The organism is Cyclobacterium qasimii M12-11B (assembly GCF_000427295.1).
Taxonomy (GTDB): domain Bacteria; phylum Bacteroidota; class Bacteroidia; order Cytophagales; family Cyclobacteriaceae; genus Cyclobacterium; species Cyclobacterium qasimii.
The window spans coordinates 153210-165737 of record NZ_ATNM01000191.1 but is presented as its reverse complement, the minus strand read 5'-3'; the positions used below and the strand labels follow the sequence as shown (position 1 = coordinate 165737).

The following is a 12528-nucleotide window of genomic DNA, read 5'->3' as shown; positions in this document are numbered from 1 at the left end:
TTTTAAAATACGTATAAATACGTAAAAAATTACTTAAATTTGTTTTGAAAATAAGTAATATGACGGAATGAAAAGTACAGCAGCAAGATTATCCATAGTAGGAGCAGGCCCTGGAGATCCCGAGTTGATCACCCTTAAGGCTATTAAAGCACTGGAAAGTGCTGACATTGTTTTATATGATGCCTTGGCAAATGAGGTATTGTTAGATTATGCTCCCGCAACTTCCTTAAAGATCTTTGTAGGCAAAAGGGCCGGTTCACATTCCTTTCGCCAGGATGAGATTAATGAGATGATTGTAAATTGGGCCAATACCTGTGGTCATGTCGTCCGTCTTAAAGGAGGAGATCCCTACGTATTTGGTCGTGGCCATGAAGAATTAGAATATGCGGAAAAGCATGGTGTCCCAACTACTTACATTCCAGGGATAAGTAGTGCCATGTCAGTCCCAGGTATATGCGGCGTTCCTTTAACAAAAAGAGGTGTAAATGAGAGTTTTTGGGTTGTGACAGGTACTTTAAAAGACCATAGTTCAGCCAGAGATTTATATTTTGCTGCTCAATCTTCTGCAACCGTGGTGATCCTTATGGGAATGAATAAGCTTTCTGAAATTGTAAGTTTATTCACAAAGTATCGTGGAGAAAAGGAGTCAATTTGTATGATCCAAAATGGGAGTAAAGCAAATGAACGATTCATTTCCGGTGATTTAAATAGTATTCTACCTTTACAAGAGAAGGCTGCACTTTCCTCTCCTGCTGTAATCGTTATAGGAAAAGTGGTAAGGGAAAAGCAAGTAAAGGAGTTTTTGCAAGAGGATGAAAGAATGAATAGTGCGAAAAGTCTTCAGTGATTTAACCTAAAATGAGGCAACACAAATGCCATTAACCTGATTTTAAAATAAAATCATCTTAATAGCCTACCAAAATCATCACTTCGAATAATGTGAAGAAGTGATGCCGTTGAAGAGAGGTGGGCAGTAACAATTTGCAGAGAAGCCTTATTTTTTTTACCTATCACAACCATTATTAAACTTAAGAACGAAGATTGTGATAGGCAACTCGACCAAACTGTTCAGTTTTTGAAAATAGGTTACTACCGGAATTATTCATATTGTCTTTTATAAGTAGTTAACTCAATTTTCAATTAATTTATAAGCTGATTTAGGACTCTCGCACACGGGGCAGGAATAGCTTTCAGGGAGTTTTATAAAAGAGGTGTAAGGTTCAATATTCGATTCAGGATCACCATATTTTTCATCAAATACGGTGAGACAACTGGTACATTGGTATTTCTTGTGATTTTTCTTAACATCAGTAGTTTTAAAATCAGAATTTTCTGGCGTTTTTTCTGACTCCAGTTGATCGTAATATTTATAACTTAATTCGATTAATAAAGGCGGAATTGTTTCTAAAGGTACTTTCTTCACGAAGTAAAAATACTCAGAAAGGTTTGGGTTAAAATCCTTTGAATAAAGAATATTAAAAGAATCAGGATCATCTTCTTTGTCTTTTTCCGCTCGTTCTATGGCTACAGTAGTGAATAGGGACATGGGCCTGGTTTTGACAGAGAAGCTTAGTCCATAAGTGCTAATGTCTTGCTTGTCAAGTGCCCTTACAAGGTAGTTTTTTAAATCGAGCGCTTCTTCATCCAAGACCGGCAAGTGCCAGTTTAGTTCAATTGAACTGTGCCTGATATTGATACCGTATTTGCCAAGAAGTTTCTCCCAACTAAGCCGGTCCTTTTCTGCAATTCCCTTGACAATTATAGATTTCCACGGAGTTAAGCATATTTTCCCGATATTGGTCTTGATACAAAGTTCACACAAGGCGATTAAAAATGTAATGGAAAACTTGTTGTTTCGCCAATAAAGTCCCAGCCAATATTTTCCCCCAACGATACGGTTCATGCCTTCATAGTACGGGGTTGTGCCTTCAGGATAATCCAGTTCTTGCTCTACTTTTTGAATATTGGGGGATATTGTTTCGAGAACTTTTTGATAAATCTCATTGTATTTTAGGCCGCATTTTATAGGGTTAATTTCCTCTATTTCTTTTGCGATTTTGGATAAATCATAGCTGTAGATGAGGTCAGGAGCACACCATGGCTTCGTATCAATTTCTGGAAAACTTAAATACAGGTACCAATAGTTTTCGATGGAGGAAGCTACAAAGTTAATGTTACCTGTAAATAGAGGTACCAAGCTTTGAACTGGGTCGGTAATGTTGATTTTTAGTTTGGGCCGGTAATCAAATGTGTCCAGGACATAGTGGTAGGTATGAGAAGCCAGCCAATGCGTCGTTGGCATTACATCTATAGTAGGGTAGGAGGAGACGATATTATGAAATTCTTCTCCGTCCGTATCATATGCCGTATCGATACTGTTAAAGGTGTTATTAAGGGATTCAAGGTTTTTATCCTTCAAAGGAAAAAGTACATCTTGACGTGAGCCAAGATGAATATAACTAGTACCTAAAGCCTCAACGGTTTGAACCATTTTTAGAAAATCTCCAGGAGAAATAATTCCTCCTTTGACAAATACCCTGACTAAATCTGCTTTTTTCATGCTTTTTTCTAATTTTTGCGAAATAGTATAGCGGTAATTAGGCCATACAATCACTACACAACTTTCCCACTTAGTAAATTTATTGGGTTTTATCTATTTAACAAGGTTATGACTAATTGCTAAGTCATTCTGATTTTCGAAAATCCCATGTTTAATATTTGTTTATACCTGAAGTATAGAAAGCAGTTCTTCATCCAAAATTTCCTTGACCTCTGGTTTGCAACTTCCACATCCCATTCCTGCACCGGTTTGTTGGCAAAGGGCTCTAAATTCCTTGCATCCAGACTGGATGGCTTTGGTAATGTTTCCCTTACCAACCTGACCACAAGAACAAACCACTTCTCCTATGATCTCTTCTTTCGTTGATTTGCCTCTAAGGAGTTCTTGTCGTTTGCTGGATAATTCGGTCTTTTCTTCGATTAATTTTTTAAATTCTGCAAATTCAGACTTGTCTCCCATTAAAATGGCTCCTACCAAACGATCCTTAAATACGATACATTTTTTATAGTACGTTTGAGCCGAATCTATCAAAAGGATTTCTTCATAACCTTCCGCATGAGCAGGTACCTCTGGTATTCCAATAGAGCATAGATCAAGGTCTGCAATTTTCAAAATATTCATGGGGACACTTCCTTTATAGCTACTAAGCAAATCTCCTGTGATGAATCGGGAAGCTGTATCAGCTTGTATTTCAGCTGCTGCAGTGATCCCATTTAATTTCCCTTTGTGCTCAGCAATTTCTCCCATGGCAAAAATATCAGGGTCACTTGTCTGAAGGTAATCGTTGACTTTAATACCTCGACCACAAACTAATCCAGCGGATTTCCCCAATTCAATATTTGGGCGTGTTCCAATGGCATAAACTACTGCATTACAATTAATACTTTGCCCACTTTTAAGGCTGGCGGTGATGTTTTTATTGTCTCCGTGGGATTCCAGCAGGGACAATTGATTGTTCATAAATAATTGTACTCCCATTTCTTCCAGTCTCTCTCTCAGCAGAGAGCTAGCCAAAGGATCCAATTGCCTTTCCATTAATCGTGATCCCAATTGGACAATGGTTACTTTCATGTCAATGTCCCTCAGCGCAGCGGCCAGTTCCAAACCAAGCAAACCGCCTCCAGCTATCAGGACGTGTCCTTTATAGTTTAGGTACTCCTTTAGATCATCTGCATTTTCCCGATTTCGCATGGTAAATACCCCTGGTAGATGCATGGGAGCATCTCCTGGGATAAAAGCCCTGCTACCGGTAGCCAATATAAGGGTGCCATAGTGATGAACTTTCCCATTTTCATCCGTCACAGTCTTATTGGAGCGGTCAATTGATTCTATTCCATTTTCAACAAACAGCCTTATATTTAGCTTATTCATTGCTGCTGGTGATTTGAATTTTAACAAGTCTTCCCAGCTCTTATGCGCATTAACATAATCTGGTAGCAATACCCGATTATAAAAAGGGTACTTTTCTTTAGAAAAAACATGAATTTCATCTTCTTGGTTGAATTCGCGGTAAGAATTAATAAATCGATAGGCGGCTGCTCCTGCACCCACAATTACTATTTTCTGCTTTGGGTTTTTGTATAGGGCAACTTGTACAACAGAATACTTGAAATCGGGTTGTTTAGAAACCGGATCGATCGTATTGCCAGTAAGGTTATTGGCTCGGGCGAAATCATTTCCTAAGATTTTGCCCCAATGCATGGGCATAAAAACAGTGCCTTTTTTAATTTTATCTGTTACTTGTGCATGAAGCCTAACTTCTCCTCTAATGCCGGAAACCAGCACCGTTTTGCCTTGTATTATTCCTCTTTCCAAAGCATCCTCGGGATGGATTTCTAAAAATGGTGTTGGAATGTGAGTGTTGAGTTTATTGACTTTACCTGTACGGGTCATGGTGTGCCATTGGTCCCTTATTCTTCCTGTCGTTAGAACAAGTGGGAAATCTGCCGATGTTTTTTCATAATCGCTCTTTAGACCTGAAGCCATAATTTGCGCCTTACCATTTGCGGTATAAAATTTATGATCTGTAAATAACCGTTTTGTACCTCCTTGATCTTTATTGAGAAAAGGCCATTGCACTGATCCATGGTTTTTTAAATAGTCATAATCCAAGCCGGAAATGTCAATGTTTGTGTTTTTGGTCAATTGACAATATTCTGAATAAACTTCAGCCATATTGTTGAAATTAAAACCTGAAAATTGCATTTTTTTGGCAAAACGCATCAGAATTTCAGCATCAGATAAAGCCTCTCCCGGGGCAGGTTTAAATTGATCCAGGTAACTAATTCTCCGTTCTGAATTGGTCATCGTTCCTTCCTTTTCGCCCCAACCGGCAGCAGGAAGCACCAGATCGGCATAAGGAATGGTTTCATTTTTATTGGAAATATCCTGAACGACTACAAATCTTGCCTTTTTAAGTGCCGCTTCTACCTTTCGGGCGTCTGGCATACTTACCAGGGGATTGGTGCAAATGACCCAGATGGCTTTAATTGAACCTTCCTCAATCCCTTCAAAAATTTGAGTAGCTGTTTTACCGGGGGTAGCTGAAATTTCATCAACTCCCCAAAAATCAGCAACTTCTGAGCGGTGTTCAGGATTGTTTAAGTTTCGATGGCAGGCCAACAAAGTAGCCATGCCTCCCACTTCACGACCACCCATGGCATTCGGCTGACCAGTCAGGCTAAAAGGACCTGAGCCAGGTTTTCCTATGTGTCCTGTGATCAAGTTAAGGTCTATTAAAGCCAGGTTTTTATTGACACCATCAGCACTTTGGTTAAGGCCCATGGTCCAAAGCGATAAAAACCCTTTAGCATTGCCTATAAAAGAAGCAGCAGTTTTTATATCTTCCTCAGATAGCCCACATATTTCGGCAGCTTCCTGCAAGGTGGTTTTCATAACCAATTCCTTATAGGCTTCAAATCCGTCAGTGTGTTTTTTTATGAATGGCAGATCGATATCACCTTGCTCAATAAGGCATCTGCCCATAGCAAGAAAAAGAACTTCATCGGTGCCAGGATGCAGTTGCAGGTGGAGGTCAGCAATGGAACAACTTTGAGTGGCACGGGGATCTACTACTATGATCTTTACATGAGGGTTTTCTTCTTTGTGCTTTTCTATTCTTCTCCAAAGGATGGGATGGCACCAGGCAGGATTTGCTCCAGCCACAAAAAAGCAGTCTGCCAGCTCAATGTCATCATAAGAGATAGGAACACTGTCTTCCCCGAGGGTTTTAATATAGCCCATCACTGCAGAACTCATGCAAAGCCTGGAATTGGTATCTACATTATTGGTTTTAAGAAAACCTTTTGTCAACTTATTTACAAGGTAGTATTCTTCAGTCAGGCATTGCCCTGAAACATAAAACGCTACTGAGTCAGGTCCGTGTTTTTCTATAATGGATGAAAAAACGGCGCTAGCTCTATCCAAAGCAGTATCCCAATCCACCCTTTCCAAAGGATGTGTTTTTCCCCAGCGCATTTGAGGATGAAGAAGGCGGTCTGACTTGTCTTCTACTACATAGTGTAAGTTCATGCCTTTGGAGCAGAGCATTCCTTTATTGACAGGATGATCAGGATCTCCTTTAAGACTGATTTTCCCTTTTTTATCTTTACTGACAATAACCCCACAGCCTACGCCACAGTATGAACAGGTGCTTTTATAAGATTTTATATCTGCTGATGACATCGCTATTTTTGATTGAGATTTAACTTTGGTCAGAAATGGGTATTCCTAATCTAGTTTATGCAATAGAAGAGCCATTGCATGGGCTGGGTTTAACTGTTTACCATTTCCGCTTGTAGTGCTGCTTTCTGTACCAGTGACATTTCTAACTCTTCCTGGGCAATTTTTTCATCTACTTTGGAGAACCTGATTAATAGGGTGCAAGCACTCACAGCAGTTACTGCAATTCCCATAATGGAAAGAGATTCACTGTAGCTTAGGCCTTCCATTTTAAACAAAAAACCAGCCATTACTGCTCCCACATTACCACCGGCACCCACAATTCCAGAGACCATCCCTATTGACTTTTTATTGATAAAAGGAACGACTGAAAAGGTGGCTCCTTCTGCCATTTGAACAAAAAGACTAAATAGAATCATGGTGCCTATGGCCAAAGGCAAAATGGTCATTTGAGAAAAAATTACCAAAGCAATACCCTCTATTAGCAATACAATTCCTAGAAATGCTACTCTGCCTCTAAGCCCAAATTTGATACCTGCTTTATCACCAAAAAAACCGCCTAATGACCTTGCAAACAAATTCATCAATCCAAACAACCCAGCAATCAATCCTGCCGTTTTCAAATCAAGATCAAAAAAGTCATGGTAATAGATGGCAGCGATGTTATTTATGGTAAGCTCAATACCGAAACATGCACCATATATTAGGAACAATGCCCAAACTCTTTTGTCTGAAACGGCTTCTTTGAGACTGCCTTTTTGATTGTTTTTCTTTTTAAGATTAAATTCTGGATCCTTTTCTCTTAGGTCCTTAATATTGCCTTCAGGAAAATCTGTTGTCCAATTGTAATAAGCGAAGGCGGTAAGAATCATAAAGAAACCTGGAACCATCATTGCATATCTCCAGGCACTTGCTTCCATAAAGCCAAGGGAAACGAAAAGACCGAAAATGATCGGCATGATTATTTGTGTGACACCTCCGCCCATATTTCCCCATCCCGCGGAGGTGGCATTGGCTGTTCCTACAATATTCGGTGCAAACATCACGGAAGTGTGGTATTGGGTAATGACAAAAGAAGCACCGATGACGCCAATGGCCAATCGAAAAAGCAAAAAGCTTTCATAACTATTGCTCAACCCAATTAAGATCACAGGAATTGCTCCAATTACCAGAAGGTAAGTATAGGTTATTCGTGGCCCAATACGATCTACCAACCAACCTATAAATAACCTTGCTACTACTGTAATTGATACTGAGGCAATAATGATGTTGCCTATTTGGGATTTAGTCAAATTCAATTCATCCCTAACTATGGCCATCAATGGGGCTATACCAAACCATCCAAAAAAACAAAGAAAAAAGGCAAACCAGGAAAGGTGGAATGCACGCATCTGAGGTGTCTTGAAATCTAATAGGTTGATGGATGTTGCTTTATTAGTTTGTGGTTTCATATTTTGTTTTTTAAAAGCCCGGTAATATTGTAGTAGCAGGGTTTATTGACTGTTTATGAGGAACGGAAATAGAAATTGAATTTCCTTACACAAATTGATTTAAACCTTTTGGTTTCTTTAAAGTGAATAACTAAATGCATTGGTGGGATCAAACTTCTGTCTGAATTACTCCAACCTCCCTTTACTTATAATGGAAATTGAAGGCTTTCTAATAAAAAGATGACAATTTCCCTATTTTACGTATAAATACGTGAAATTTATTTTTCTTATTTGCTAATCACAATGCATTAGGGATTATTGATTTAATAATGCCATTAGCACTAATTGCTTCAGATTTCCCCCATAAATTTGAGGTCTTGTTGGTGTCTAAGGTTTGATACATACTTAAATACTTTTGTTTTAGAAAGTACTAAGATAAGTCATGTTTTTTAAATTAAGTATAAATACGTAAAAAAATACGTAAAAAATTTATTACCATTCGAATTTATTTGGTCCAAGCTCAATTAAGGTGGAGCTCAAGAAATTTGTCGAGAACCTTAGCAAAGAGATTGTACTTGTGGAGAATTGTAAATGGAGTGTCTGTAATCCATGGTTAACCACCAACCAGGTCCGAGACTAGCTAATTAAAAAATGATGTAATTTGGCAAGCGAAACTTAAGGGAATTTAAGCACAGGCTAAAGAACTCGCATTCCCGATCGGCGGATTGTTTGTACTGCTTCCATCGCTTAATTATATCTCTGGGTCTGGCATTTCAATTTTGCCATGTATTTAGATAGGGCAAAGATCGGTAGCCACAATTCATTCCTTTATGTGTGGTTTATCAAGAGTGTAAACTTAATAGCTAGCTTTTTCGAGCTTTAAACCTGAAAGATGTCACTTGTATTGTAATGAAAGAATAGGTAATGGTAACAATTCTAATTGCATCACGTTAACCAAAATCACCATTAAAGCCAGGTACCAAACCTTTCTAAAATAAAGAATCGTTATGAAAATTGACCGTAAAAGTTTAATATTAAGATTAATTGCAGGAATTGAAAAAATGAGTTTCCCACCTATGAGAAAATATCTGTATCCACTGCTTTTCATCGCTTTAGTTGTGGGGTGTAGCGCCCCTAATGAATCAGATAAAATCATCAATCAGTCGATTGAAGCGCATGGAGGAGAGCTCTTTAAATCTGCCCAAATAAATTTCACCTTTAGAGAAAGGCAATACGAAATATTCAAATCACCAAATTCATTCAGGTATTCACGCTCTTTTGTAGAAGATGGCGGCAGTGTAATGGATGTTTTAAATCAGGAAGGTTTTTCGCGGACTATAGATGGAGAGAAAGTTAATCTTTCTGAAAAAAATAGCCTCGCTTATACCAATTCAGTAAATTCTGTAGCGTATTTCGCATTTTTGCCATACGGTTTAAATGATGAAGCTGTCATAAAGGAATACATGGGCATGGACGAGCTTGAAGGGAACAATTACCACTTGGTAAAAGTGACATTCAAAAAAAATGGTGGGGGTGAGGATTTTGAGGACGAGTTTTTATATTGGTTCCATGAGGAGACACACCTTATTGGTTACCTGGCTTATTCTTACCACACAGATGGTGGCGGTTTAAGGTTTAGAAAGGCGATCAATACCCACGAAGTTTCAGGTCTAATATTGCAGGATTATGAAAATTATAAACCTGAAGACGAGTCCATTGCTGTTGAGGATTTAGCCGAATTATTTAAAAATGGAAACTTGGAGCTTTTGTCTGAAATTCTATTAGAAGATATCGAGGTTCAATTTGTTAAATGATTTATTTCAAGAATTTAAAGAATGGATAAAAAAAGAGCATTGGTAATATCCGGAGGAGGAAGCAAAGGTGCTTTTGGAGGCGGGATTGCTGAATACCTAATCAGAGAATGCAATTTTGACTATGACATATTTGTAGGAACATCCACCGGTAGTTTACTGGTGCCTTTGCTTTCGATTAATGAGATTGAGAAAATTAGAGCGATATATACCTCTGTAACACAAGACTCCATTTTTAGTACCAATCCTTTTATAGTTTATAAGGATGGCGGTGTGTTTAAGACACGAATCAACCATTTTGGGACGATCAAAATGTTTTTAAAGGGTAAGAAGACTTTTGGAGAGAGTAAAAATCTTTTCAAGTTGATAAAAAAGATCATAACTCCCGCGGATTTTGAAAGAATGCAAAACAACAAAGCAGAAGTTTATGTAACTGTATCCAACTTAAGTACCAATACCGTAGAGTACAAAAGGTTAAAAGATTGCTCTTATATAGATTTTTGTGAATGGATTTGGGCTTCTTCCAATATTGTTCCATTTATGAGTTTGTTGGAGAAGGATGGTTGTGAGTATGCAGATGGAGGCTTTGCAGATTTGGTCCCCATTTCTGAAGCCATTTATCGCGGTGCAACTGAGATAGATGTAATCGTTTTAAAAGCCCGGGCTGGTAGAGAACTTAAAAGACCTGTGCGAAATGCTTTGGAATTAACTACCAGGGCATTTGATTTTATGCTTGATCAGATCAGTAGTGATGACATTAAAATAGGGGAGTTGCTGAGCCATAAGCGGGAAGTGAAATTGAATTTTTATTATCCTCCTGCAGCCCTTACTGAGAACTCACTTATTTTTGACCCCTATCAAATGAAGAAGTGGTGGCGTCAGGGAAAGAATTTTGCCAGAGAGCAAAACCCCGTTTGCAAATGCATTGAAGTGGGGCAGGAAAAGTAAATCCTTTATAATTATGATGTTGTTATCTAAAATTTCTTTCGTTTTAGTATTGGGGCTAGGTCTGTTTTTCAATGGTTTTGAATCTAAGCCTAAGCTATTTGTTGTTGGAGACAGTATTTCTATGCAATATGGCCCCTATCTGGAACAATACCTTAAAGGTAAGTTTTCCTATGATAGGAAAAGGGAAACCGGAGATGATTCTGGGGATGGGGAAAGGCCAAAGTTTGCCAATGGGGGAGATTCTGGTATGGTTTTGGCATATTTGAAAACTAAGCTTAAATCGAAAGAATTTCAGCCAGATATCATGTTAATCAATTGTGGTTTACATGATATCAAAACCGATATAGAAACGGGTAAAAAGCAGGTAGAAATTGAAGTCTACAAAGAAAATCTGAAGCAGATTCATCATCTACTCGCCGATAGAGGGATTCCTATGGTTTGGGTAAGAACGACTCCTGTGGACGATGTTCAACACAATTCAAAACAGCAAACCTTTCACAGGTATGCAGCTGATTTGGCCAGCTATAATGAAGTGGCAGACAATGTTTTCGAAGCATTAAATGTTCCCATAATTGATTTACATCAATTTACACTTAATCTTGGTGATGACCTCTTTGCTGACCATGTTCATTTTGGGGAAGCTACGAGAAAGAAACAAGCTGCTTTTATTGGGGGATTTATTCAGGGAATGGCTTCTAAGAATTAAGCAAATTCACATAATTCTTTTAGTCTAATTCAAATAAAGCCTAACTTGTGAAGCATTAATTTCATGCTGTTTCTTTGATTAGGTTTTACCTTCAAAATAGCATGTTTCAAGTTAATCATAAAACTCAAAAATAATTGTACAAGAACCACTCTGTAGCTGAGTTGTATCTTTTTAATAAGAGGTAAGAATACCCCGAAACTACTGAGTGGATTGATTAAGATATATTATTTCAACAATAAATTAATTTTAGTTATTATGGAAAATTATAAGTTGCCCCACACTGATTTTGAAATTTCAAGATTGATTTTTGGTTGTTGGGCCGTAGTTGGAGGTTTTAATTGGGGACATCAGGATAAAAAGGACTCATTGGACGCCATGCGCGAAGCATTTGACAATGGTATTACCACCTTTGACACTGCTGAGGCTTATGGGAACGGAGCTTCGGAAAATCTTTTAGCGGAAGCTTTAGGAGACAAAAGATCAGATATGATTATCGCTTCTAAGGTTGGTCCTCAGGATTTTCTTCCCGACGATGTGATCAAGGCATGCGAAAGAGGATTAAAAAATCTTAAAACAGATTATATTGATCTTTATCAGCTTCATTGGCCAAATCCTGAGATCCCTTTAGAGGATACCATGGGTGCACTTCAAAAATTAAAAGACGATGGAAAAATAAGGGCTTATGGCGTTTCGAATTTCGGAAACAAAAGCCTGGACATTTGCAAGGAGTCTGGCTTTACCATTAGTAGCAATCAGATGGCCTATAATTTGATTTTTAGAGCGATAGAATTTAGCATACTTCCTCAATGTGTAGAAGACAATGTGCCGATTTTATGTTACTCACCAATCATGCAAGGTTTGTTAACCGGTAAATTTGATTCTGCCGAGCAGGTTCCTGATGACAGGGCAAGAACCCGACACTTCAATAAAGGTCGCTCTCAGTCAAGACATCAGGAAGAAGGCTGCGAAGCATTGACTTTCCAAACCATTGATAAAATCAAGAAGTTTGCTGAGGAGTCCAATGTCAATATGGGCAATTTGAGCCTTGCCTGGCTATTGGCACAGAAAGGCGTTGCTGCACCAATTGTTGGTGGTAGAAATGCGGATCAAGTAAGGAAAACTTAAAAACCATGGAGGTTAAGCTTACTGCTGACATGGTAAATCACTTGAATGAAATCACTTTGCCTTTAAAAGAAAAGTTAGGTAGCAATGCTGACTTGTGGCAAACAGGTGGTCGTGTAATCTAATTTCCCGATACAGAATTGAATATTTTAACTGGTCAATAAGAACCCTTTTTGGGTTTTATTGACCAGTTTTTTTTAAGCCCGTTAATTCTTAGTCAAAGGATAGGTCACAACTATCCTTATTTCTTGCAACCTAATTTAGATAAAT

8 protein-coding genes are annotated in these 12528 nt (G+C 38.3%); 5 read left to right on the top strand and 3 right to left on the bottom strand.

Annotation, left to right across the window (positions count from 1 at the left end):
• Window positions 1-67 precede the first annotated feature (67 nt).
• Window positions 68-847, top strand: coding sequence for a uroporphyrinogen-III C-methyltransferase (gene cobA / locus ADICYQ_RS23350; RefSeq protein WP_020889352.1), 780 nt, complete (start codon window positions 68-70; stop codon window positions 845-847).
• 282 nt (window positions 848-1129) lie between these two features.
• Here the strand turns inward: cobA and ADICYQ_RS23345 are convergent, their stop codons facing one another.
• The 3 genes from ADICYQ_RS23345 to ADICYQ_RS23335 form a co-directional block, all read right to left on the bottom strand.
• Window positions 1130-2560: a rubredoxin gene (locus ADICYQ_RS23345; RefSeq protein WP_020889351.1), complete on the bottom strand. Its 1431-nt coding sequence runs from the start codon at window positions 2558-2560 to the stop codon at window positions 1130-1132.
• A 162-nt stretch (window positions 2561-2722) separates the two neighbouring features.
• Window positions 2723-6244 carry a nitrate reductase gene (locus tag ADICYQ_RS23340; RefSeq protein WP_020889350.1) on the bottom strand — a complete coding sequence of 1174 codons (3522 nt, stop codon included), beginning with the start codon at window positions 6242-6244 and terminating at the stop codon, window positions 2723-2725.
• Between the two features lie 89 nt (window positions 6245-6333).
• Complete coding sequence (locus ADICYQ_RS23335) at window positions 6334-7692, bottom strand: NarK family nitrate/nitrite MFS transporter (RefSeq protein WP_020889349.1); 1359 nt, start codon at window positions 7690-7692, stop codon at window positions 6334-6336.
• A 1055-nt stretch (window positions 7693-8747) separates the two neighbouring features.
• Here ADICYQ_RS23335 and ADICYQ_RS23330 point away from each other — a divergent pair.
• From ADICYQ_RS23330 to ADICYQ_RS23315, 4 genes are all read left to right on the top strand, one after another.
• On the top strand, window positions 8748-9485 hold the full coding sequence (locus ADICYQ_RS23330) for a DUF6503 family protein (protein WP_040417959.1): 738 nt from the start codon (window positions 8748-8750) through the stop codon (window positions 9483-9485).
• A gap of 21 nt (window positions 9486-9506) precedes the next feature.
• Window positions 9507-10430: a patatin-like phospholipase family protein gene (locus ADICYQ_RS23325; protein ID WP_020889347.1), complete on the top strand. Its 924-nt coding sequence runs from the start codon at window positions 9507-9509 to the stop codon at window positions 10428-10430.
• 13 nt (window positions 10431-10443) lie between these two features.
• Window positions 10444-11136, top strand: a complete 693-nt coding sequence (locus ADICYQ_RS23320; protein WP_020889346.1) for an SGNH/GDSL hydrolase family protein — start codon at window positions 10444-10446, stop codon at window positions 11134-11136.
• Window positions 11137-11391: 255 nt separating this feature from the next.
• Complete coding sequence (locus ADICYQ_RS23315; RefSeq protein ID WP_020889345.1) at window positions 11392-12261, top strand: aldo/keto reductase; 870 nt, start codon at window positions 11392-11394, stop codon at window positions 12259-12261.
• The last annotated feature ends 267 nt before the right edge of the window (window positions 12262-12528 follow it).

Excerpts from the sequence above, each read along its gene's own strand:
- ADICYQ_RS23340 (WP_020889350.1), bottom strand. The coding sequence starts at position 6,244 with ATGTCATCAGCAGATATAAAATCTTATAAAAGCACCTGTTCATACTGT.
- ADICYQ_RS23330 (WP_040417959.1), top strand. The coding sequence starts at position 8,748 with ATGAGAAAATATCTGTATCCACTGCTTTTCATCGCTTTAGTTGTGGGG.
- ADICYQ_RS23335 (WP_020889349.1), bottom strand. The coding sequence starts at position 7,692 with ATGAAACCACAAACTAATAAAGCAACATCCATCAACCTATTAGATTTC.
- cobA (WP_020889352.1), top strand. The coding sequence starts at position 68 with ATGAAAAGTACAGCAGCAAGATTATCCATAGTAGGAGCAGGCCCTGGA.
- ADICYQ_RS23320 (WP_020889346.1), top strand. The coding sequence starts at position 10,444 with ATGATGTTGTTATCTAAAATTTCTTTCGTTTTAGTATTGGGGCTAGGT.
- ADICYQ_RS23325 (WP_020889347.1), top strand. The coding sequence starts at position 9,507 with ATGGATAAAAAAAGAGCATTGGTAATATCCGGAGGAGGAAGCAAAGGT.
- ADICYQ_RS23315 (WP_020889345.1), top strand. The coding sequence starts at position 11,392 with ATGGAAAATTATAAGTTGCCCCACACTGATTTTGAAATTTCAAGATTG.
- ADICYQ_RS23345 (WP_020889351.1), bottom strand. The coding sequence starts at position 2,560 with ATGAAAAAAGCAGATTTAGTCAGGGTATTTGTCAAAGGAGGAATTATT.